Raw genomic sequence first — 22,733 nt, 5'->3', positions numbered from 1 at the left:
GATCATGGTCACACTCACCAATGGCGCTTTCAGGCAGGGTCCGGCCCGCCTGAAAGCAGCAGCAACGCTCGGATCACTGGCCTTTGTGATCGCGTTTTATCTCGCGTTCAATCAAGGCGTGATCGGGTCATTCCTTCGCCCTGCGATGAGTGAAGAAACACTTGCCAGCTGGTGGGGGCGTTTTTCTGTATCCATGGTGATTTTCCTGCTGGCGTCAGGGCTGGGGTTTCTCATCCTCAGCCTGTCCCGGCGCGCTCAGCTGATCACTGTGTGGCTCCTGCTTGCTGCAGGTGCTTTCGGGTTCTTCCTGAGCTTTGAGCTGAGTTTTGAGTTTATCGGGCGCAAACTGCCCTTCCTGATAACGACAGGGGCATTCACCACGCTCTATGTCTCTGCCATCGCGATCACACTGGCCTTCATCTTCGCGTTGCTGGGAGCCACCGCAAAACTCTCTGGCATTGGAGTGGTTGAGGGTGTCGGGGCATTTTATACTTCGTACTTTCGCGGCGTGCCGTTGCTGGTGCAGCTCTTCCTGATCTATCTCGGCCTGCCGCAGATTGGCTATGTCATTTCGCCCGTTCCAGCAGCAATCATCGCGCTGTCGCTGGTGTATGGGGCGTACATGACCGAGATTTTCCGCTCTGGCATTCAGTCGATTTCGCTAGGGCAATGGGAAGCTGCGGATGCGTTGGGCTTGCCGCGTTTGTTGACGTTTAGAAAAGTCATTCTGCCCCAAGCCATGCGGGTTATTGTGCCGCCAACGGGCAACCAGTTCATCGCGATGCTCAAGGATTCCTCGCTGGTTTCGGTCGTCGGCGTCTGGGACATCATGTTCATTGCACGAACGCAGGGACGATCTGACTTCAAGATTCTGGAGATGCTGATCACCGCCTCCATCATCTACTGGGTCATGTCGGTCATGCTGGAATTTGTGCAACAGCGAATTGAGACGCATTACGCTAAATCGCTGAAGCGATAATTATTCTTCCATTGATTTTGAGCGCGTAGGTGCGCCACGAGTTTTCGTGCCCTGAAGGGATACGCTTATGACAAGCAAGACTGGCAAAACCACGCCGCAGAGCGTGGCTGCTGATAAAAGAACCATTGTCGGAATTTTGGCGAATTCCTCAGAAGATGCGGGCCTTGGAACGCAAACCATTGATGATAAGTACCTGACAGCCGCATTGCAGGCTGTTGGGGCAATCCCTCTCATCATCCCAACACTCTTGAGGGACGCAGAGCTGGCCCATGTGCTGTCGCTGGTTGACGGGCTTATTCTGACAGGCGATGCCTCCAACATTCAGCCTGCGTATTACAACAATGACGGCACCTTGGAGAGCCATGGCCCGTTTGATGACAAACGCGACACCTCCGCATTTGCGCTGATCCGTGCCGCTTTTGAAAATGACCTGCCACTGCTTGGAATTTGCCGCGGCATGCAGGAAATGAATGTGGCTTTCGGCGGCACCATCCGAAATGACCTTTATGCGAACCATGAATTTTCGCTGCACCACCCCATCGACTACACGCTGCCACCAAAACAAAGATACGGGGCAGCTCATCAACTCATCCTTGAAGAGGATGGACTGCTGAACTCTATCCTTGGTAAAGGCGACCATCAGGTAAACTCTCTGCACGAACAAGCGGTTGAGACGCTTGGAGACGGACTGGTGCTTGATGCTCTTTCTGAGGACGGCGTGATTGAAGCCTTTCATCATCCAGACAAAGCGTTCTTCCTTGGCATTCAGTGGCATGCGGAATTTGAAGCCGTGAGTAATCCCGTTTCCACCCGCATTTTTGCGGCCTTTTCTAAGGCCATGCAGAGCATAGAAGATGTGAAGGCGTTCCTGTAATTCTTCTCAATTCAAAACGGATTGCAGCTATTTACCTAGGAAAATTCGAACCAATCTCAACTAAGTGTCCTCTGATTATTCAATGGTTCCGCTGAGTGGTTGAGACAGGGTTGTATCATTGTGAAAAGGTTCATTGATGAATGGAAAGGCTATTTTGGAGACCTCCCTCCCTATAGCCATTACCTCCGTGATGTACTGCCTGAAAGGTGGGTCAGGTTCCATGCACTGCCGGATACAAGACGATACGCAGAAACGCCGGAAGAAGCCGCAATTGTCTTTAACAGAGGCAGAGTACTGGCCAATCGGATTTTAAAGGAGGGGCAGAATTGCCTCTTCATCTCGTATTTCCCGAATTTCGATAAGTATCCTCTCCCTTACAGTCACAAGCTTCTTGATCAGTTTCGTCTGAAGTACTGGTTCAAATGGAAGTATGAGGATGACCCATGGGGCGAAGAGGAAACCATAGGCTTTTACGGTAATGAGGTTCGCTGGTTTCCTGAGGTCTATCGCGAAGCCCTTAAAGATGCAGCACAGGATGAAGAGCGTTTTCTACTCATGAACCGGGAAACATCACGCATATTTGCGCCCTATGACGGCGGCTTCGATTGCTTCATGCAAAATGCAGAGGAAGTTGCCCGCCTTAAATGTGAGTTTACAGAATGGCTTCCTCCTTGCTGATGTTGCGAAGCCAAAAAATCTCACACTGAGTAATAAAGCGTCATCCTGAATTGACCATCTCCAACAACTGGTATGCTTGGGCAGGCGGAGTGTGGTCAAAGCGGAACTTGACGAACTGCCGTTAAGGTGTTCACAGTCCAGCTATGATTTCTGCAGTAATATTTGATCTTGATGAAACGCTTTTTGCTCGCACGTCTTCATTGAAGGCGTTCGCGGAAGACCAGTTAAACAACCAGTACCCGAACGTGTTCCCGACTCCTTCTCATGTCGTGGCTCGTTTGTTGGAGCTCGACAATCGCGGGAGGTCGTCAAAATATAAAGTATACCAAACGCTATTCAAAGAGTTTGGAATAGACGACCAAAATCTCGCAGCTGAGTTATACGATCACTACATGCGAAACGCATGGCGATTTGCGATGCCGTTTGAGGGGCTTAACGAGGCGTTTAGTGAAATCAGGGCCTTGGGAGCAAAAATCGGAATTGTCACTAACGGAAGGACCGACATACAGTTGAGGTCTCTTCTGGCTCTAAATTTGGACCGGCTCGCCGACGACTACATTATCTCAGAGGCGGTTGGGTTGCGAAAACCAGATGCGAAGATTTTTCAACTTGCAGCTGGAAATCTATCAGTTCGGACTGAGGATTGCGTCTTTGTTGGCGACTCTCCAACGGCTGATGTTTCCGGGGCCCAAACAGTTGGAATGAAATCCGTTTGGTTTCCGAATGGTGCTATCTGGCCCAAAGATCTTCCCATACGAGCTGATGCAGAAATACAGTCTTTGTCAGAGTTAATTGGAGTATTGAAGGCTTTTTGAATATCGGCTTAGGTCTTTCGGCATACCGAACAGGCGATTTTGGCTGTTCGGAGGCTTTTGAGTATGAAAGTTTATTACTTTCTCATAGCAGGCCTGATCTATAGTGTTGCGCAAGGGACCGCGCGATATAGGGGACTGGACATATGAAGTTTATTGAAGCCGGGGTGCTGAACATCGCCTATATGGATGTTGGGCCGAAATCAGGTGTTCCAGCTGTTCTGCTTCATGGCTTTCCGTATGACGTACGCAGCTATGACGAAGTCTCCGTTATCCTCGCCAATCGCGGTTTTCGATGCATCATCCCTTACTTGCGTGGCTACGGGCCTACCCAATATCTGTCTTCGCAAACGCCGCGCTCCGGTCAGCAAGGCGCATTGGCCTTTGATCTGCGGTCACTGATGGTGGCTTTGGAGCTGCCGCAGGCGATTGTTGCGGGCTATGACTGGGGTGGCCGCGCAGCCTGCATCGCCGCAGCACTCTGGCCGGAAAAGGTGAGGGGGCTCGTGAGTGGCGGGGTGGCCTACAACATCCAGAACATTCCTGCAGCCTACCGACCTGCCTCGCCTGAGGAGGAACAGCTCTGGTGGTATCAGTACTATTTCCAGAGTGAACGTGGCCGCAATGGTCTGACTGAGAACCGCGAAGAGCTGACAAAAATGCTCTGGCAGCAATGGTCACCCACCTGGGAGTTTTCTCGCCGAACCTTCCGCGAAACCGCCGAGAGCTTTGACAACCCTGATTTCGTTGAGACTGTCATCCACTCCTACAGACACCGTTTTGGGCTGGTTGAGGGAGATCCCGCTTTTGAGAAGATCGAGGTTCTGCTCACCGCGCAGCCGAAGATCAATGTACCAGCCATTGCATTGCTTGGTGCCAATGATGGCGTAAGCCCACCGCGGCACAGCAAAGGGCACGAAACAAACTTCAACGGATATTATGAGGCGCGTCTCGTCGAGGGTACAGGACATAACCTGCCGCAAGAAAACCCTGAGGCCTTTGCCGCAGCGATTATTGAAATTGCTGACAAAACAGAATAGTCAGCCGCGTTCTCGTGGTGGGGAGAGAGGGATGGACCTCTCTCCAATCGCTGGATTAAGCGGCAGACAGGGTCAGCGCGTCCAGCTCTTCAAACGGCAAACCAACATATTCTTCTGCCAAGGCCTGCTGTTGGGTCTCGTTTTGCAGCAGAAGCTCATAGCTGTTCTGCTGGATTTTAGCATCGAACCCGTTCATGTCCGGGAAGACGTGCATCAACTGCGTCATCCGCCACGAGAAATTCTCAGAGCTCCACACACGGCGCAAAGCCAGCTCGGAATAACGCTCCAGATGAGCGGCGTGATTGCTCTTGATCTGTTCAATCAATCCGCGTGAGAGATAAAATACATCAGAGGCTGCGAGATTGAGCCCCTTCGCTCCGGTTGGTGGCACAATGTGAGCTGCATCGCCTGCGAGGAACATACGTCCGTATTGCATTGGTTCAGCCACGAAGCTGCGGAGTGGCGCGATGGATTTTTCAATAGAGGGTCCGGTGACGATATCTGACGCCACATCCGCAGGGAAGCGGGCGATCAGCTCTTCCCAGAACCGCTCATCGGACCAGTCCATAACACTGTCTGTCAGCGGGCACTGAATGTAATAGCGGCTGAGCAGCCGGTTGCGCTGCGAAGCAAGCGCAAAGCCACGCTCATGATAGGCATAGACCAGATCCGGCAAGGGTGGCACTTCTGCCATGATGCCAAGCCAGCCAAACGGATAAGCCCGCTCATAGGTGCGTAAAATGTCGTCAGGAATGGTCTTGCGGCTGATACCGTGGAAGCCATCGCAGCCAGCGATGTAGTCGCAGTCCAGATGACAGGTCTGCCCGTCCTTCACGTAGGTCACAGAAGGCTTGTCAGAGCTCACATCATGAAGGGTCACATCAGTGGCTTCGTTGATGATGTTGCCGCCAGCGCGTTCGCGGGCGTCATACAGGTCTTCGGTGATGTCGGTCTGGCCGTAGACCATCATCTCCTTGCCAGTCCATTTGTGCGTATCAATGAAATGACTTTCAAAGCCCTGCCGCGTAATCCATGAGCCTTTTTTGCTCTTACCATTCTTATCCATACGCTCCGCAAGGCCATAATCACGGAGCAGTTGGACTGTGCCGGTCTCTAAAAGACCAGCACGAATGCGAGAGAGAACATAGTCTTTGCTGCGCTGTTCCAGGACAACGCTGTCCACGCCGTTTTCGCTCAGGATGTGAGAGAGTAATAAACCAGCAGGACCGCCGCCGATAATCGCAACCTGAGTACGATCTCTATGGTGGGTCATGAAAAATTCCTTAGGTTCAAAACATCTGGCAGATCGCGGCAATGGGGTATGCGCTAAGTCAGAAGTAAAATGGATTGCGAATACACGTTTGAATGGTGTTCAGTGTTGCTGTTTATGATTGATATGTAAAATTGATTTATAGGCAGAAATTATAGCGAAATTGCTATGTGAGTGCTTTGATCCATTCGGTTGTCTCAGCAATCAATGCTGCCAAGACAACCTGTTGTTTTGCGTTTAGGAAAGCACTCTGGGCAGCCAAAGGGTTAGCGCTGGGAAGCTCACCAGAATTGCGACACGCACCAGCTCCGCGCCAAAGAACGGCGCAACACCTTTGAAGGTCTGGATCATCGGCGTGTCTTTTGCCAAAGCTGAAATCACGAAGACATTCATGCCCACTGGCGGCGTAATCAATCCAAGCTCAACGACAATCAGCGCCAGAATACCGAACCAGATCTTCAGGTCCTCAGTGCTCATGCCGTACCCAGCACCGTCAGCGCCCTGATACATGCCGCCGTTCAGCTCCATAAGCACAGGCCAGAAGAACGGGATGACCAGCAACATCATGGACATGCTGTCCATCAGGCAGCCAAGTGCAATGAGTGCAAGCAGGATCAGCAGCATCACGGTCATGGGTTCCAAACCGGAGCCTGCAATCCACGCCGCTGTCTCCTGCGGCAAGCCAATGCGGGACATGAAGATCTTGAGCAGCTCCGCACCCAGCAGGATCAGGTAAATCATGCCAGAAGTCGCTGCTGTCTCCTTCAGCGCCTCGATCATATCGCTGAGGGACAGATTGCGCTGGAGCAGTCCAAACATCATGACGAGAAACACACCCACAGCAGCTGCTGGTGTTGGATTGTAGAAGCCGAAATAGATGCCGCCGATGACAAGTCCGAAAACGGTCAGTACAGGCAGCACGCCGAGGGAGGCTGCGAGGAACTCTTCTCGGGTTCCGGCACCACCTGCAGGGCCAGATGAGGGACTGACGAAAACGTAGAGCGCGATCACCGCGAGGAACAAAAGAACGGCCAAAATACCCGGAATAAACGCAGCAACGAACATAGTAACGATGTTCGCCTCCACGATCACCGCATAGATGATCAAAACGACGCTTGGTGGGATGAGAATGCCCAGAACTCCGCCAGCTGCGAGTGTTCCAGTCGCTAAAGCGCCTGAATAATTATAACGCTTCAGCTCTGGCAGAGCGACTTTGCCCATGGTGGAGGCGGTTGCGAGTGATGATCCGCAAACAGCGCCAAACCCGGCACAGGAGGCAATCGCTGCCATAGCCGTGCCGCCCTTCATCCAGCCAAGCCATGCATTGGCCGCTCTGAACAGGGATTGGCTCAAGCCGGTTTTTGAGGCGAGCGCACCCATCAGAATAAACAGCGGAATGACGGAGAGGTCGTAAATGGCGAACTGGCCATACGCCAATGTTTTCAACTGACTAAGCAACAGCATTGGGCCGTTGACGAGCGCAATTCCAACGCCGCCGACAAGGATCATCGCGTAGGCAATCGGGATACGGATGACAATGAGGAACACCAAAATGGCGAGGGCTCCAAAGCCCATGAAAAGACTTGCCGCCATCAGGTTCTCCGAGTCAGATCTCTGGTGTTTTCACTCAGCGTTATGATTGCCCCAATGCTCAGCAGAAAAAGCGAAATCAAAACAGGCACATACGCATACCAAACAGGGATCTGCAAAATTGCGGTGGTGTAATCGTATTCCCTTTGATCAGACATACCATGGTACATCCGCCACAACAGCAACAACCCAAACCCAAACGCTATCAGCGATGCGATCAACGCCAGAAACGCTTTCAAACGAGGACCAGCCTTACTGGTAAAAATGTCCGCTGTGACATTGGCATCAGTGATCTGGCAGAAGGGCAAAAAAGAAAAGACTGCGATAGCAACGCCGATCTCAGTGAGCTCGAAATCCCCGGGAAAGGGAGCAGCCCATATGTTGCCAAGGGTGGAGTAGATGTTTATCGCGACCACCGCCAGCAGAACCACTCCGCCGGTAAGTGCCCATACTACAATAAGTTTTTCGAATGCACCGGCAATGCCGGTGCGTCCGAGTTTTTGAAAGGCGCCCATAGCTACTCGCTGTGCTTGGAAATCAATGCCTGTGCTTTTGCAACAATCGCGTTGCCATCAATGCCTTTTTTGGCGACTTCTGAGGTCCATTTGTCAACGACCGGAGCCAGAGCTTCTCTAAAGACAGCTGTTTCTTCTTCAGAAAGAGTGATGTGTTTGTTGCCTGACTTTACAGCGAGGCCGATGCCAAAGTCATCTGTCGCACGCCAAACTTCACCAACCTTTGCCCACCATTCAGGACCAGATGCATCACGGAAGGCCTTCTGAATGTCTTCAGGCAACCCTTCCCAGCGCTCTTTGTTCATGGAAACCTGGAAGACAGAAGTACCAAAGCGCGCTTTGCCAGCACCTTCGATCTGATACTCGGTCTGTTCCTGAATTTTCAGCGGTGGAATGATTTCCCAAGGAATAAACGCCGCATCGATCACGCCTTTTTGCAAAGCTGTCGGCAGCTCAGGAACCGGCATTGCTGCAGGAGAGGCGCCAAGCGCTTCAATCACCCATGCACCGGTGCGCGATGGCGTACGAATGCGCATACCTGCCATATCAGCCGGACTGCGGACTTCCTTGTCGCGTGTGTGAAGGCCTGCACCGGCATGTACGTGCAGGAACATGACCTCCAAGCCCTTGTATTCAACTTCAAGATCGCTCTTGAACATGTCGTACAGTGCAAGGTTTGCCGCGCGTGGATCATCCAGGAATACGAACGGAAGTTCCATCACTTCAGTGCGTGGAAACAGGCCCGGTGTGTAACCGTTCAGGGTCCAGACAAGATCAACAACGCCGTCACGAACCTGGTTCACCAGCTCTGGTGGACGACCACCAAGCGACATGGACGGGTAGATCTGGATTTTGACCTGGCCGCCGGAATTTTCTTCAACGGCCTTTGCCCATGGTTCCAGCATCTTGGTCTGCGCTGGCGCTTTGGGGCTTAGAAAGTGGTGGAGCTTAAATGTGTATTCTGCTGCGCCTGCCATGGAAACACTAGCAAGCAAAAGTGCTGTAGAAGCGCAGAAGCCTTTGAAATTACCAAACATAAGTATGTGACCCTCCTGAAGAATGGTCGAAACCAGACAAGCCTTCCTGATCCTGCTACTTGGGGCAGTCTCATCTCCCTAAGGCCGTCAAATTCTTAATCACGATCCGGATGATCCGCCAAGGGAATTCTTAGGAATCACCACTGTGAAATCGGAGAATTACATATACTTTTCAAAATGAATAATGAAAAATACCGTGCTTCTCATGCCGTATTGGGTATCAATATGCACCCTGAATTTGCTCTGACTTAGTGAGCTGGAGCGCGAACTTCCTCCTGCTCGCTCAACCCCATAAGGATCTCGGCAAAGCATTGCGCCGCCGTATCCAGCGTTTCGCCAGCGCGCATGTTGAGGCCGACAGAGCCGACCGTCGCACGGGTATCAATCGGCAGCTCCACGAACTGGCCGCTTTCAATCTCACGCGCAATCACACCGCGCGAAATGATCCAGATCGCGTTGTATTCCTGTGTGAAGGCTCTGCCGAATGAGTCCGAGACGGTTTCGATTGCCTGCTCTGGTTCAGGAATGCCGTGTTCAATGAAAAGCCGATCGACGAACGGGCGAATAATTGAGGCTGCAGAAGGGATTAGCACCGGATAAGCATCCAGCTCATTCACGCTGATCTGCGGTTTTCCTGCGAGGGGATGGTTCTTGTCGACGGCAAAAACGACACGCTCGCGATAATGCGGTTCGAACACCAATCCCTGCATGTTCTCTGGTGCTGGCAGACGACCCATGACAAGATCCAGCTCACCATTTCTCAGTTGATCCAACAGGACGTGGTTCTCTCCGGTTACGATATGAAGCCGATTTCGGAGCCCTGTATCAAGGAAGGCTTTGACGGCCTGCGGAATGAGCGATGCAGCCACTGTTGGCAGAGCGCCAATGCGGACCATCGGGCCGTCGCTATAGTTGAGCTGAGTTAATGCATTGATGCCGTTACGGGCAGCGGCCAGACTGGTGCCTGCATGACGCAGGAACACCTCACCGTAATGGGTGATGCGGATCCCGCGCCCATCTTTTTCAATCAGAGGCTGCCCGCATATTTCTTCCAGTTCGCGAATAGTACGGGTGACGGCTGGCTGGGTGAGATGAAGCACCTCCGCAGCGCGGCTCACGCTGTTTTGGCGAGACACTTCCACAAATGCTTCTAAATGCCTGAGCTTTAATCTGCGTAAGTTATTCATAACAATCTCAATATGATTAATCTGGATAATATCATTATTCATTTTGAAACAGACATGCAATTGATCCGTTTAGGGGGATGCGCATGCACTTCATAGAATTAAACTCTACAACGCTTCACTTCAGTAAGACCAATTCAGAGTCAGCAGCACCAGCGCTTGTTCTGATTAATTCATTGGGAACGGACTTTCGCATTTGGGATGAATTTCTGGTTCATCTCGGGCATCAAGGCGAAGTTCTGACCTATGATAAACGTGGGCATGGTCTTTCTAGTGTTGGCGATGAGCGGTATTCGATTGACTTGCATATGCGTGACCTTGCTGCGCTCATGGACAGCCAGTCCATCAAGAATGCAGTGATTTGCGGTGTATCTGTAGGGGGCATGATCGCAATGGCGCTGCAGGCCGCCCGGCCTGATCTGGTGAGCGGGCTGATCCTGTGTGACACCGCACCGCGCATCGGTGACGCACAGACGTGGCAAGAGCGTATCAACGCAATTGAGGCCAACGGGATGGAGGGGATCGCTGATACAGTGATGTCTCGTTGGTTCTCATCGGGCTTTCAGGCAAAATGGCCAGAAGCAGTTGCAGGATATCGGAATCTTTTGTGCCGAACACCTTTGGACGGATATATCGGCACATGTGCAGCCATTCGGGACGCTGATCTGACCTGTCAGGCCGCACAGATTGACGTGCCTGTTCTCTGCGTTGCTGGTGAGGACGACCAGTCTACACCGCCAGAACTGGTTGAGGAGATGGCAAGCCTCATTCCGAACGCTAAATATGAGCGGGTGGGAAACTGCGGACATCTGCCAAGTCTGGAGCAACCTGAGTATCTGGCGCATCTTGTTCGGCAGGCGATTTCTCGTTGGCCAAACAGGGTTGACCAGCGCGAACTGCGGCAAAGCGAAATTTACAAACAAGGCATGCAGACACGGCGCAGGGTGTTGGGAGACACTCACGTGAATGCTGCTGAAGTTCAAAAGAGCAGTTTTGATGCGCCTTTTCAGGAGCTTATCACTGAGGCGGCTTGGGGGCATGTGTGGTCCCGGCACAACTGGACATTGCGAGAACGGTCCATTGTAACTATTGCGCTTCTCGCAGCGTTAGGGCACCTAGATGAGGTGGCCATGCATGTGCGGGCTGCAAGAAACACCGGGGCAACACGGGAAGATATAAGCGAAGCTCTGCTGCACACCGCAATTTATGCTGGTGTGCCAGCCGCAAACAGCGCCATCAAAGTCGTCAAAAATGTTTTCGCGCAGCTTGATGCGTCAGGGGAGTGAGATGAGCAAGCCAACGACCAATGCTGGTCCGTTCTTTCCACGAGACCGGAACTGGCATCCTCCGGCATTGTCGCCTAACTACAAAACGAGCGTGTTGCGGTCTCCGCAAAAGGCGCTTTTGTCTCTCGGAAATACAATCAGCGAAACCACCGGACCAGTCTTCGGCCACAACATACTGGGTGAGCTGGATCACGATTTGGTGCAGAATTATGCCAAACCGGGTGAAAGTGCGCAGGGAGAGCGCATCATTGTCCATGGTCATGTTCTGGATGAAGAAGCCAGACCAGTTCCGAATGCTCTGGTAGAAGTTTGGCAGGCCAACGCTGGTGGCCGCTACCGTCATAAAAAAGATGGCTATCTTGCGCCGCTTGACCCGAATTTCGGCGGATGTGGTCGCGTCATCACGGATGAGAACGGCTATTATGCCTTTCGCACCGTTCGTCCCGGTCCGTATCCGTGGCCAAACGGGGTGAATGACTGGCGCCCGTCCCACATCCATTTTTCGCTTTTTGGTTCCGGTTTCGCGCAGCGCCTGATCACACAGATGTATTTTGAGGGCGATCCTCATATTCCGCTGTGTCCGATTGTGAGGACGATCAATGATCCGGCTGCGATTGAGATGCTGGTTGCCAAGCTGGACATGAACCATTGTGTGCCAATGGACGCCCGTGCTTACCGTTTTGATATCGTCCTGCGTGGCCGTCGCTCGACCATGTTTGAGAACCGTATGGAGGGCAATTGATATGACAAAGCTGGAGTATCTGAAAGAAAGCCCAAGCCAGACGGCTGGTCCGTACGTTCATATCGGTTGCACACCGAATTTCATCGGGAACACAGGGATCTTCAAAGAAGACCTTGGCGCGCGCATGGTAAATCCGCAAACCAAAGGCCAACGCATTACCATTAAAGGTCGTGTGTTTGATGGAACCGGAACGCCTTTGAAAGATGCCATGCTGGAAATTTGGCAGGCAGACAGTGAAGGTCTGTTCAACAGCCCGTCAGAAACGCGTGGTGAAGCTGACCCCAACTTTACTGGATGGGGGCGCCAGCCGGTCAATCTGGAAAGTGGTGAGTTCTGCTTTGAAACTGTGAAGCCGGGTTCTGTTCCGTTTCCTGATGGCAGGACACAGGCACCGCATATCAATTTCTGGATCGTCGCGCGCGGAATAAACATTGGCCTCAATACGCGCATGTACTTCCCGGAAGAGGACGAAGCCAACGCAGTCGATCCGGTGTTGGGCCGTATTGAACATCGCATGCGCGTATCAACGCTGATCGCGAAGCAATCCGGCGACACCTACACCTTTGACATTTACATTCAGGGTGAAAACGAAACCGTCTTCTTTGATATCTGATTGATAAATATGGCTGAATTTCTGTCTTTAAAAGATGCGGTCACGAAATACCTCAAAAGCGGCGACACTGCCGCTTTTGAAGGTTTTACGCATCTCATTCCCCACGCCGCTGCCCACGAAGTTATCCGGCAGGGCATTGATGAACTCACTGTCATTCGTATGACGCCTGATCTTATTTATGATCAGCTCATCGGTATGGGGCTGGTCAGGAAATTGATCTTCTCCTACGCGGGCAATCCGGGTGTTGGGTTGTTGCGACGTGTGCGTGATTCAATCGAAAACGGCTGGCCGCGCTCCATCGAGATTGAAGAACACTCCCACGCCGCTCTTGCCAATGCATATGAAGCTGGGGCTGCTGGCCTGCCATGCGCCGTGTTTCGTGGTTATATGGGCACAGAACTTCAGCGCGTAAATCCGAATATCAAAAAAATAAATTGCCCTTTCACGGGTGAGGAATTGGCTGCTGTTCCCTCTATTCGTCCTGATGTTGCTTTCATCCATGCTCTTAAAGCTGACCGCAAAGGCAACGTGCTGATTGAAGGAATTGTAGGTGTCCAAAAGGAAGCCGTGCTGGCTGCTACGCACTCCATAGTGACGGTTGAGGAAGTGGTTGATGAGCTGGATACGCATATAAACGCGTGCATCCTGCCACACTGGACCGTCTCCGCTATTTGCGAAGTGCGCGGCGGGGCGCATCCGTCTTATGCGCAAGGGTATTACGGCAGAGACAATAAGACGTATATCGACTGGGATCCGATCGCAGCAGATCGTGAGAGGTTTCAGGCATGGATGGAAGAACACGTGCTGAAGCAGGGACCAGAGGTGTTTGCTGACCGCATTAAAGGGCTGGAGGTAACTCCATGACAGCACAAGACTTTACCCCGGACGAGATGATGGCCATCGCGGCATCCCGCGCCTTGAGCAACACGGATGTGTGCTTTGTGGGCATCGGCCCGCCATCTGCTGCCTGTAACATCGCCCGTCTAACTCATGCACCAGACATTACGCTGATTTATGAGAGTGGAACGATCGGCACAGCACCAGACGTTCTGCCGCTTTCCATTGGAGATGGTGAGCTTTGTGACACAGCGTTGACGACGGTTTCAGTAACCGAGATGTTCCGTTACTGGCTGCAAGGTGGCAAGATCACAGTCGGTTTTCTGGGGGCAGCGCAGATTGATCGTTTCGCCAACATCAACACCACCGTGGTGGGTGACTACGACAATCCAAAGGTAAGATTGCCTGGTGGCGGCGGAGCGCCTGAGATCTCCTCTTCCTCTCAGGAAACTTACATTACCATGAAGCAGAGCAAGCGTGGTTTTGTAGAGAAACTGGACTTTTACACCTCCTTTGGGCACGGAGAAGGAGGGGACCATCGCACACGCATGGGCATCACCACAAAAGGCCCAACCCTGCTGATCACCGACCTTGCCATCTGGAAACCTGATCCTGTTACCAAAGAGCTGACAGTGGTCTCGCTTCATCCGGGTACGACCAAAGAACGGGTGCAACAAACAGTGTCTTGGGCTGTACGGTTCTCGGATGATTTGCAGGAGACCCCTGCGCCGACTGAGGAGGAACTGTCTGTTTTGCGCGCATTAAAAGCGCGAACGGCGGCGGCGCATGCGGGTAACAGAGTGGAGACGGCCTGATGTCTGAGGCATATATTTGCGATTATATTAGAACACCGATTGGTCGTTATGGGGGCGCGCTGTCTTCTGTTCGGGCGGACGATCTTGGCGCATTGCCAATTAAAGCGTTGATGGAACGGAACCCGTCAGTTGATTGGGAAGCCGTTGACGAAGTGTATTACGGCTGTGCCAACCAGGCTGGTGAGGACAACCGCAACGTGGCTCGCATGGTCGCACTGCTGGCAGGTCTGCCTGAGGCTGTGCCTGGGACAACGCTGAACCGCCTTTGTGGTTCTGGTATGGATGCTGTCATTGCAGCCTCTCGTGCCATCAAGACAGGTGAATGCGATCTTGTGATTGCTGGCGGCGTGGAATCCATGTCCCGTGCGCCATTTGTGATGCCAAAGGCGACCACACCGTTTTCTCGTGCCAATGAAGTGTTCGACACCACCATTGGCTGGCGCTTTGTGAACCCGAAAATGAAGAAGCAGTTCGGCATCGACAGCATGCCTGAGACTGGTGAAAACGTTGCTGAAGACTTTGGTGTCTCCCGGGCTGATCAAGACGCGTTTGCCGCGAGCTCACAAGCTAAAGCAGCGGCTGCACAAGAAAATGGCCGCCTTGCCAAGGAGATCATCGAGGTCACAATCCCTCAGCGCAAAGGTGATCCGATTATCGTGTCTGCTGATGAGCACCCACGTGCAGGGACAACTGCCGAGAAACTTGCAAAACTGCCGACACCATTCCGTGAAAATGGCAGCGTGACTGCGGGCAATGCCTCAGGTGTCAACGATGGCGCTGCTGCGCTGATTGTTGCCTCTGCAGCAGCGGTCAAAAAATATGGTCTGACCCCAATTGCACGCGTGCTTGGCGGAGCAACAGCCGGCGTTGCGCCACGTATTATGGGCATTGGCCCTGCTCCTGCAGCGCAAAAACTTTGCGCGCGGTTAAATTTGCAACCTTCTGATTTTGACGTCATTGAGCTCAATGAAGCCTTTGCAAGTCAGGGGATTGCAGTTCTGCGCGAACTGGGGTTGGATGCAGGTGCAGCTCATATCAACCCGAATGGCGGGGCGATTGCATTGGGCCACCCACTGGGCATGTCCGGCGCACGCATCACCGGAACCGCAGCGTTGGAACTGAGCCTGCAAGGCAAAAAACGCGCACTGGCCACTATGTGTATTGGAGTTGGTCAGGGCATCGCGATCGCGCTGGAAAGGGACTAATGTGAGTGTGAGCCTCTTCACCAATCCTATGTGGAGCGGATTGTTTGGAGATGAGGACGTGCAACGCGCCTTCGCTCTGGAAACAACTCTGGATCACTATCTGGCTTATGAAGTGGCTCTCACCAAGGCCTTGTTCGCACATTCTCTCGTTTCAGCCGAAGCAAAAGACGCTGTGCTTGCTGGCTGCAAAGGGTTTGCACCTGATATCACGCGGATCAAGGCAGGCGTTGCAAAAGATGGCCTGCCAATCCCGGCTTTCATCAAACAACTGCGCATGCGTGTTGGTGAGCCATATGCCGCTGAATGCCACAAAACATCCACCAGTCAGGATGTGATGGACACCGCGCTGGCATTAGCTCTGCGAAAAACCTCTCAAATTCTGCAAAAACGCTTGTCTGCGGTCATCGCTGCACTTGAAACTGTGAAATCGGCGAATAGTGATTATCCGCTGATGGGCAGAACGCGCATGCAAGCCGCGCTGCCAATAACCGCAGGTGACCGCATTTCCACATGGATTGAACCGCTGAAACGGCACTATCAACGGCTAAACGATGTTGCTGCAGAGGTTGCAGTGCTCCAGTTTGGCGGACCTGTAGGAACAAGCCATGCTCAGGGCGAACACGCAGTTGCTATCGCCGCGCACATGGCGGCAGGGCTGGACCTGAGAGTTCCGGAGCATTCATGGCACACGCAGCGGGACAACATGGTGGATTACGCAAACGTTCTCTCCATGATCTCCGGCAGCCTTGGCAAGATTGGTACGGATGTCGCTTTGATGGCCCAGCAAGGTCTTGAGGAAATTAAACTTTCCGGTGGTGGCCGCTCCTCAGCCATGGCCCACAAACACAATCCGATCAACGCTGAATTACTGGTGACACTTGCCCGTTACAACAGCACCCAGGTCTCTGCGATGCATAGCGCCTTGGTGCATGAACAAGAGCGTTCTGGTTCAGCCTGGGCGTTGGAGTGGATGATCTTGCCCGGCATGTGCATTGCAACGGGCGCTGGTCTTCAGAGTGCATTAAAGCTGCTGAAACAAACAGAGTGGATTGGAACCCCCTTAAGTGATTAACTGCGCGCACCTAGTCTGAAAGGGAGAATGAGAATGTCCAGTCGCAATGAAGCCATCAAACGGGCGGAAACATATTTCGACAGCGGCGCATTCCTCACTGACCTGGCCCGATTAATCGCTATTCCGACGGAAAGCCAGGAACCCTACCAAAAACACCAATTGATGCGTTATCTGAAAGAGGAGATGCGACCTCTTCTCGAACGTCTTGGCTTCAAAACGCACATCTTCGACAATCCGAATCCGATTGGTGGCCCTTTCTTGTTCGGTGAACGTATCGAAGATCCAAGTTTCCCTACAGTTCTGACCTACGGGCACGGAGATGTTGTGCGCGGACAAGCCGGTAACTGGATGGGGGGAAGAGACCCATTCGTTCTGGAAGAAGACGGCGAGCGCATTTACGGGCGCGGTACAGCTGACAATAAATGCCAGCATCTCATTAACCTTCAGGCCTTGGGATGCCTTTTGCAGGAAAAGAAGCAACTTGGCTTCAACTGTAAGGTGATTATTGAGACTTCTGAAGAAACCGGCTCCGCTGGCCTGCAAGAGTTCTTCGATGAACACAAGCAGATGTTAGCAGCGGATGTGCTGATCGCCTCTGACGGGCCGCGCTTGCAATCGGATACACCAACAGTCTTCACCGGTGCGCGTGGTGCGCAAACATTCACACTACAAGTAAACCTGCGTGATGGTGCCAATCACTCAGGCAACTGGGGCGGGCTGCTTGCAGACCCCGCCATTATCCTTGCCAATGCAATCTCCTGCATCGCGGACAAACGCGGTCAAATCCAGATTCCAAGCTGGCGCCCAACCAGCCTGACACCAGACATTCGGGAAGCTCTGAGTGATCTTCCCGTTGGTGATAGTCAAGGCCCGACCATAAACGAGAATTGGGGAGAGGAGGGTCTCACCCCTGCCGAGCGTGTGTTTGGCTGGAACTCCTTTGCCGTGCTCGCAATGAAGAGCGGTGTGCCAGAAGCACCAGTAAACGCGATTGATGGTTATGCCTTCGCAGTTTGCCAGCTGCGCTACGTCGTGGGAACTGATGTTCAGGGTCTCGTCCCATCCTTGCGTGCGCATCTGGATGCCAATGGATTTAATAATGTCGAGATAAGGCAGGAAGATCGCGGGTTCTTTCATGCAACGCGCCTTTCGCCAGATAATGCTTGGGTGCGCATGGTGATGGCGTCCCTGGAAGAAACCAGTGGCAAGACACCCCACCTTTTGCCAAACCTTGCTGGCTCTTTGCCTAATGAGTGCTTTGCAGAAACATTGGGCCTGCCAACCGTTTGGGTTCCGCATTCCTATGCCGGGTGCTCGCAACATGCGCCCAATGAGCATATTCTCAAACCAGTTGCCCGCGATGCCATGCGGAATATGGTGGCGCTGTTTTGGGATATTTCGGAAAAAGGGGCACCTTCTTAGGCCATTCAATGACGCCGTGAGGCTCATTTTGGGATAAAACCCTCATGATTTAAGGCGCTTAAGAGAAAATGGTGAGCAGGCAGTGGAGAAAACAGATTTCTTTGTAAAAAATGCATTTGCCTGCTGGACAGGAGAAATTTGGCACCCTATAAGACGCTCACCTTCGCAGGACGGGAAACAAACCGACCTAGCAGAATGTGCCCGGATAGCTCAGTTGGTAGAGCAGCGGATTGAAAATCCGCGTGTCGGTGGTTCGAATCCGCCTCCGGGCACCACTTATCTTCTTGAAATTGTTAGATAATAAACCGAGCATTCGCTCAGCGTTCTCAAGGTTTGACACTTTTGCTCCAACCACTTGCTGAACTCTTCCCCGCGCAGCGTGATTTCCTTCTCAAATCGGACAGCAATATCCGACATGCTTTTGCGCAAATCAGCACTTTTTTGCATAAGACGTCCGCTACTGTTGCCGGTAGATCCGCAAGCTCGCGATATTTAACCCAATGATTTTAGCAATTTCAGAAGCCATTTAAGTTCGTAGACATCACCGAACAGTCAAAAGACGTTTTTGCAAAAGTTGACAGCTTGCTTGCTGAGGCAGGGACAACTCGTGAAAACGTATTTTCGTCCAGATCTGACTGGTAGACATGCGTGAATATGATGGGATGAATAACGTCTGGGATGAGTGGGTCGCTGATCTCAACGCAGCCCCAACACGAGTTTGCGTCGAAGCCCGCATGGCGAAACCTCACTACAAAATTGAGGTTCTGGTGCTCGCAGCGCTTTAAGTAAAGGCCCAAACAGAGCAACGGCCCTGTTTGGGTTCATAAGCGGTTAAAGAGGTAAGGCGCCTTCCCAGACGATTTTTCTGTAGCGTTCTGGATTGGTGTCGCCCTCAGTATTGAAGATCAACACAACACTCTCTTCGTTGAGGCCAGCTTTTTGTGCCAGCTCGGCATACTCTTCTTTCGCCCTCAATGCATAAAGCAGGCCGATGTTCAAAGCACCGGACTCGCCGCCAGTGATCGCAGGATCATTTTTAAGCGGATTGCCAAGAATACGCATGCCAGTTGCGGCAATATTATCTGTGGCTGAGATGAAGTGATCGCCACAGTCTCGTAGGATTGGCCAAGTGATCGGGTTTGGTTCACCGCAGGCCAGACCTGCCATAATAGAGGTCAGGTCGCCTTCAACAGCCGTCATCTCGCCATTTTCGCTGGAAACAGACTGATAGAGGCAATCTGCAGCGCGTGGCTCGCTGATTACAGAGGTAAAGTTCTCAGGCCCATACGCATCTGCAAGATAGCCCAGAACACCACCTGCCATGGCTCCGACACCAGCCTGAAGCATGACGTGAGTTGGTTGAGCATCGTCCAGCTTGGCGAGTTGGTCAGCTGCTTCTCCAGCCATTGTCATGTAGCCCTGGGAGATCCAGGTTGGTATCTCTTCATAGCCATCCCAGGCAGTGTCCTGAACAAGCTCCCAGCCGTTCTCTTCAGCTGTTTTATTCGCCAACCGAACAGTGTCATCGTAGTTCACATCGGTCACGATACAGTCGGCACCTAAACCCCGGATGCGCTCGACAGCTGACTGAGGCGAGCCTTTTGGCATGTAAACAACAGCCTTTTGACCCATGGCGCGCGCAGCCCATGCGACACCCGTCCCATGGTTGCCAGCTGTTGCTGTTGTAAAGACCATAGGGCGCTCAAACTTTTGAGAGACAGTCTGCAGGTCGATCTCCGAAATATCGAGATCCAGCTTCTTCGCAAGCAAGCGGCCAAGGGCATAGGAGCCGCCAAGCACCTTAAAGGCATTTAGTCCGAAGCGATGGGACTCATCCTTCACATAAATTGCTTTGACGCCCAGTTCCTTTGCTAAGGCAGGAAGGCTGGTGAGGGGAGTTGGCTCATAACCTTGGATCTGGCTATGAAACTCACGCGTTTTCTCTGCAACTTCAGTCGTGAACAGTGGACTGGTTTCACCTGTGCGGAAACGATTGCTGCGTATCTTAAGCATCTTGGTCTCTTCAACAGCTTGGGCAAGGGGAGGAGAGCTGCGCTCGAAGAGAGTGGGGACCTCTATCTCAGAGCGCAGCAACAGGAACGTGGTGCAGCTTATTTGACGTACGCGATTGCTTCGACTTCAACCAGCGCGTCTTTCGGCAAGCGGCCCGCCTGAATACAAGAGCGTGCAGGTGCACCTTCAGTGCCAAAGACTTCCGTGTAAACTTCGTTGAACGCTGCAAAGTCTTCCATTTTAGCGAGGAAGCACGTGGTTTTCACCACGCTGTCGATGCCAGCACCAGCTTCTTCCAGCACGGCCTTCAAATTAGCGAGTGACATTCTGGCCTGCTCGGTGATGCCACCTTCAGGAAAGGCCATTGTTTTTGGATCAAGCGGCAATTGACCAGAAGTGAAAACAAGGTTTTCCAAAACAGTTCCCTGAGAATACGGTCCGATTGCAGCTGGAGCGTTTTCTGTCGCAACTAATTTTTTCATTCTACTTACTCTTTGCTAGTGATCTGAGTTTTTGATTCTCGGATGTACTTGTAGATGGCGTGTCGCGTGATCCCGAGATTTTCCGCCACAAGTACGGTTGCTTCTTTGAACTCAAAGATGTCGCGTTCAAGAAGCAATCTGGTGACGGCCTTGTTTTTGGCTTTCTGTGTCACCGATGGGTCTGCCTCCACATCTTTGATCGCCTGTTCCAGAGCACCCAAAATGACCTCAGTTGAGTTGGTGCTGAAGCGCTCTGGTGTGGTTTTTTCTGCAACCTCAGCAGCATCTGGAGTGAACGTGCTGATGATCTCTGAGAATGGGAGGGAAAGATTGATGTTCAGGCAGAACAAACCGATGGGTTTGCCTGAAGCACCAAGAATTATGGTCGTTGCTGATTTAAGCAGCTGCCCTTCAGCATTGTGCGTGAAGTAGGCTTTCGGCGTCAGATTGCCTGTCTCCTGATAAACCCGCAGCATCTTCAAACCGAGGTCTGTTATCGGAGATCCGATTGTTCGGCCCGTCATGTGCCCGTTGACGATCTTGGCGACAGACGTTTCAAGGTTTTTGAGAGAATGCACCACAACTTCACAGTGTGGTCCGATCAAATCCGCGACTGTCTCTGCAATGCGGAAGTAGTTTGCAAGACGATCATCATCATCTTCAAAGAGACATTCTACATTTGTGAAGTCATTGAGGTCGATCATAACTGTTTTCTCAAGGCTCGCCTGAATGCGTAATAGGTTCCTTGTGTTGGTAACCACGTTTCCCGGTGTTTGCAACGAAAAGTTCACTTCATTTAACTGTAAAAGCTAATTTTGAGCTAAAATACGTAGTGATGCGGGTCTTTTATCCACTAAAGAGGACGGAAATTCAGAAATATATATGTATGAACGCCTAGTTCAGTCTAATATTGTTGACTGAAATGATATTGTATTAAATATGTAACTCAAAGACTGGTTGAACCCATTTGCGTTCACAAATTTGCAATTTCGGGTCCGGCCACTCTGTCATAAAACGGGAGCACATCATGTCAGAGTTTTCTTTGAGGGGCTTTGAAGTTTCAGAATTTGAAAGCCGGACAGCACGCCTGCAAAAGGTGATGCATGAGCAAAAAGTGGACGCTGTCCTTTTCACGACAGAACCAAATGTCCGCTACTTCTCTGGTTTTTTCACTCAGTTTTGGCATAGTCCAACACGACCATGGTTTCTGATTGTACCTCTTGAAGGCAAGCCAATCGCGGTGATACCAGAGATCGGCGCCACTGGAATGGCGGCAACATGGATTGATGATATCCGTACCTGGGCATCACCTTGCCCTGAAGATGATGGCATTTCTCTGGTTGCCAAGGCCATGAATGATCTGCCTAAGAAGTACGGTCGTGTGGGTGCAACGCTCGGCATTGAATCCTATCTACGCATGCCAACAAATAACTTCCTGGAACTGCGCAATAAGGTTGAGTTAGAATTTGTTGACGTTGCGCTTGCAATTCACAATCTTCGCCAGATCAAGTCTGCGGCTGAAATCAACAAAACCCGCCAAATCTGCCGTATCACCAATCAAGCCTTCGACCTCATTCCAAACTACGCAAAAACTGGAATGACCGAGCGCGAAATCTGCAAGCAGTTCAGAATTGACATGCTCACGGCAGGTGCGGATGAGTGCCCTTACATTATCGCAGGGTCTGGTCCCGATGGCTATGACAGCATCATCATGGGCCCAACGGACCGCGTGCTGAATGACGGTGATGTTCTCATCATCGACACAGGTGCAGTCAAAGATGGTTACTTCTCAGATTTTGACCGCAACTGGGCGTTTGGCTCTGCAAGTGAAGAGACGCTTGCTGCCTATCGCGCAACATGGGAAGCAACAACCAAAGGCTTTGAAGCCGCCAAACCGGGCAACACGACCACAGACATCTACAATGCAATGTGGAGTGTTCTGGAAGCTGCCGGTGCTCTTGGTAATGACGTAGGCCGCATTGGCCACGGTCTTGGCATGGAGCTGACAGAGCGCCCATCTCACACAGCAACCGACAACACTTTGCTTGTGCCGGGTATGGTTCTGACTTTGGAACCGGGCATGAACTACGCGCCAGGAAAGCAGATGGTTCATGAGGAAAATATCGTCATCACAGAAGACGGTGCAGAGTGGCTCACCGAGCGTGCTACGCCAGAAATGATCATCATTAAATAACAAGCATGAGCCGTCCCCTCGGGGCAGAGAGACGGCTTCCCTCCTATGCAGTCAGGATAATTTGCTTCGGCAT

23 protein-coding genes and 1 tRNA gene are annotated in these 22,733 nt (G+C 52.0%); 16 read left to right on the top strand and 8 right to left on the bottom strand.

Annotated elements, in window-relative coordinates:
• Positions 1 to 4 precede the first annotated feature (4 nt).
• The 5 genes from DHN43_RS14025 to DHN43_RS14005 all read left to right on the top strand — a co-directional run bounded on the left by DHN43_RS14025 (position 5) and on the right by DHN43_RS14005 (position 4,383).
• Positions 5 to 979, top strand: coding sequence for an amino acid ABC transporter permease (locus tag DHN43_RS14025; RefSeq protein ID WP_057461496.1), 975 nt, complete (start codon positions 5 to 7; stop codon positions 977 to 979).
• Between the two features lie 67 nt (positions 980 to 1,046).
• A complete protein-coding gene (locus DHN43_RS14020; protein WP_108818996.1) occupies positions 1,047 to 1,853 on the top strand; it encodes a gamma-glutamyl-gamma-aminobutyrate hydrolase family protein in 807 nt (268 codons plus the stop codon).
• 120 nt (positions 1,854 to 1,973) lie between these two features.
• A complete protein-coding gene (locus tag DHN43_RS14015) occupies positions 1,974 to 2,531 on the top strand; it encodes a DUF3885 domain-containing protein (protein ID WP_108818995.1) in 558 nt (185 codons plus the stop codon).
• A gap of 143 nt (positions 2,532 to 2,674) precedes the next feature.
• Positions 2,675 to 3,346: an HAD family hydrolase gene (locus tag DHN43_RS14010; protein ID WP_108818994.1), complete on the top strand. Its 672-nt coding sequence runs from the start codon at positions 2,675 to 2,677 to the stop codon at positions 3,344 to 3,346.
• 143 nt (positions 3,347 to 3,489) lie between these two features.
• Entirely contained in the window at positions 3,490 to 4,383 is an 894-nt protein-coding gene (locus tag DHN43_RS14005; protein ID WP_108818993.1) for an alpha/beta fold hydrolase, read from the top strand.
• Between the two features lie 55 nt (positions 4,384 to 4,438).
• Here the strand turns inward: DHN43_RS14005 and pobA are convergent, their stop codons facing one another.
• The 5 genes from pobA to pcaQ all read right to left on the bottom strand — a co-directional run bounded on the left by pobA (position 4,439) and on the right by pcaQ (position 9,982).
• The gene (gene pobA, locus DHN43_RS14000) at positions 4,439 to 5,656 is read right to left on the bottom strand and encodes a 4-hydroxybenzoate 3-monooxygenase (protein WP_108818992.1); all 1,218 of its coding nucleotides are present in this window, start codon (positions 5,654 to 5,656) and stop codon (positions 4,439 to 4,441) included.
• A 234-nt stretch (positions 5,657 to 5,890) separates the two neighbouring features.
• Positions 5,891 to 7,246, bottom strand: coding sequence for a TRAP transporter large permease (locus DHN43_RS13995; protein WP_108818991.1), 1,356 nt, complete (start codon positions 7,244 to 7,246; stop codon positions 5,891 to 5,893).
• Positions 7,246 to 7,758, bottom strand: a complete 513-nt coding sequence (locus DHN43_RS13990; protein WP_108818990.1) for a TRAP transporter small permease — start codon at positions 7,756 to 7,758, stop codon at positions 7,246 to 7,248. The genes DHN43_RS13995 and DHN43_RS13990 overlap by 1 nt, the downstream gene beginning before the upstream one ends.
• Before the next feature lie 2 nt (positions 7,759 to 7,760).
• On the bottom strand, positions 7,761 to 8,795 hold the full coding sequence (locus DHN43_RS13985; RefSeq protein ID WP_108818989.1) for a TRAP transporter substrate-binding protein: 1,035 nt from the start codon (positions 8,793 to 8,795) through the stop codon (positions 7,761 to 7,763).
• Positions 8,796 to 9,043: 248 nt separating this feature from the next.
• Positions 9,044 to 9,982, bottom strand: coding sequence for a pca operon transcription factor PcaQ (gene pcaQ, locus DHN43_RS13980; protein WP_208995411.1), 939 nt, complete (start codon positions 9,980 to 9,982; stop codon positions 9,044 to 9,046).
• An 83-nt stretch (positions 9,983 to 10,065) separates the two neighbouring features.
• On the opposite strand from pcaQ, the gene pcaDC reads away from it, so the two are divergent.
• From pcaDC to DHN43_RS13930, 10 genes are all read left to right on the top strand, one after another.
• Positions 10,066 to 11,265 (top strand): bifunctional 3-oxoadipate enol-lactonase/4-carboxymuconolactone decarboxylase PcaDC, encoded by a 1,200-nt coding sequence (gene pcaDC / locus DHN43_RS27595; RefSeq protein WP_108818987.1) that lies wholly within the window; start codon positions 10,066 to 10,068, stop codon positions 11,263 to 11,265.
• A complete protein-coding gene (gene pcaH, locus DHN43_RS13970) occupies positions 11,249 to 12,007 on the top strand; it encodes a protocatechuate 3,4-dioxygenase subunit beta (protein ID WP_063306883.1) in 759 nt (252 codons plus the stop codon). Before pcaDC ends, pcaH begins: the two co-directional genes overlap by 17 nt.
• A 1-nt stretch (position 12,008) precedes the next feature.
• Positions 12,009 to 12,620, top strand: coding sequence for a protocatechuate 3,4-dioxygenase subunit alpha (gene pcaG / locus DHN43_RS13965; RefSeq protein WP_108818986.1), 612 nt, complete (start codon positions 12,009 to 12,011; stop codon positions 12,618 to 12,620).
• 9 nt (positions 12,621 to 12,629) lie between these two features.
• Positions 12,630 to 13,484 carry a CoA transferase subunit A gene (locus tag DHN43_RS13960; RefSeq protein WP_108818985.1) on the top strand — a complete coding sequence of 285 codons (855 nt, stop codon included), beginning with the start codon at positions 12,630 to 12,632 and terminating at the stop codon, positions 13,482 to 13,484.
• Positions 13,481 to 14,272 carry a CoA-transferase subunit beta gene (locus tag DHN43_RS13955; RefSeq protein WP_108818984.1) on the top strand — a complete coding sequence of 264 codons (792 nt, stop codon included), beginning with the start codon at positions 13,481 to 13,483 and terminating at the stop codon, positions 14,270 to 14,272. The genes DHN43_RS13960 and DHN43_RS13955 overlap by 4 nt, the downstream gene beginning before the upstream one ends.
• On the top strand, positions 14,272 to 15,477 hold the full coding sequence (gene pcaF, locus DHN43_RS13950; RefSeq protein ID WP_063306878.1) for a 3-oxoadipyl-CoA thiolase: 1,206 nt from the start codon (positions 14,272 to 14,274) through the stop codon (positions 15,475 to 15,477). The genes DHN43_RS13955 and pcaF overlap by 1 nt, the downstream gene beginning before the upstream one ends.
• 1 nt (position 15,478) lies before the next feature.
• On the top strand, positions 15,479 to 16,549 hold the full coding sequence (locus DHN43_RS13945; protein ID WP_108818983.1) for a 3-carboxy-cis,cis-muconate cycloisomerase: 1,071 nt from the start codon (positions 15,479 to 15,481) through the stop codon (positions 16,547 to 16,549).
• Between the two features lie 33 nt (positions 16,550 to 16,582).
• Positions 16,583 to 17,971 (top strand): M20 family metallopeptidase, encoded by a 1,389-nt coding sequence (locus DHN43_RS13940; RefSeq protein WP_108818982.1) that lies wholly within the window; start codon positions 16,583 to 16,585, stop codon positions 17,969 to 17,971.
• A 199-nt stretch (positions 17,972 to 18,170) separates the two neighbouring features.
• Positions 18,171 to 18,246, top strand: a tRNA-Phe gene (locus DHN43_RS13935).
• A gap of 369 nt (positions 18,247 to 18,615) precedes the next feature.
• Positions 18,616 to 18,756 (top strand): Rid family hydrolase, encoded by a 141-nt coding sequence (locus DHN43_RS13930; protein WP_108818981.1) that lies wholly within the window; start codon positions 18,616 to 18,618, stop codon positions 18,754 to 18,756.
• A gap of 46 nt (positions 18,757 to 18,802) precedes the next feature.
• On the opposite strand, the gene dpaL is transcribed toward DHN43_RS13930, so the two are convergent.
• From dpaL to DHN43_RS13915, 3 genes are all read right to left on the bottom strand, one after another.
• Positions 18,803 to 19,984 carry a diaminopropionate ammonia-lyase gene (gene dpaL, locus DHN43_RS13925; protein WP_108818980.1) on the bottom strand — a complete coding sequence of 394 codons (1,182 nt, stop codon included), beginning with the start codon at positions 19,982 to 19,984 and terminating at the stop codon, positions 18,803 to 18,805.
• A 98-nt stretch (positions 19,985 to 20,082) separates the two neighbouring features.
• On the bottom strand, positions 20,083 to 20,466 hold the full coding sequence (locus DHN43_RS13920) for a RidA family protein (RefSeq protein ID WP_057464574.1): 384 nt from the start codon (positions 20,464 to 20,466) through the stop codon (positions 20,083 to 20,085).
• A gap of 5 nt (positions 20,467 to 20,471) precedes the next feature.
• Entirely contained in the window at positions 20,472 to 21,170 is a 699-nt protein-coding gene (locus DHN43_RS13915) for a helix-turn-helix transcriptional regulator (RefSeq protein ID WP_057464576.1), read from the bottom strand.
• Between the two features lie 323 nt (positions 21,171 to 21,493).
• On the opposite strand from DHN43_RS13915, the gene DHN43_RS13910 reads away from it, so the two are divergent.
• Positions 21,494 to 22,660, top strand: a complete 1,167-nt coding sequence (locus DHN43_RS13910; RefSeq protein WP_108818979.1) for a M24 family metallopeptidase — start codon at positions 21,494 to 21,496, stop codon at positions 22,658 to 22,660.
• Positions 22,661 to 22,733 lie beyond the last annotated feature (73 nt).

The sequence above is a fragment of the Pseudovibrio sp. Alg231-02 genome, from assembly GCF_900143565.1.
In the GTDB taxonomy this organism is placed as follows: Bacteria; Pseudomonadota; Alphaproteobacteria; order Rhizobiales; family Stappiaceae; genus Pseudovibrio.
The sequence above is the reverse complement of the archived record's forward strand: the minus strand, read 5'-3'. Positions and strand labels throughout refer to the sequence as shown.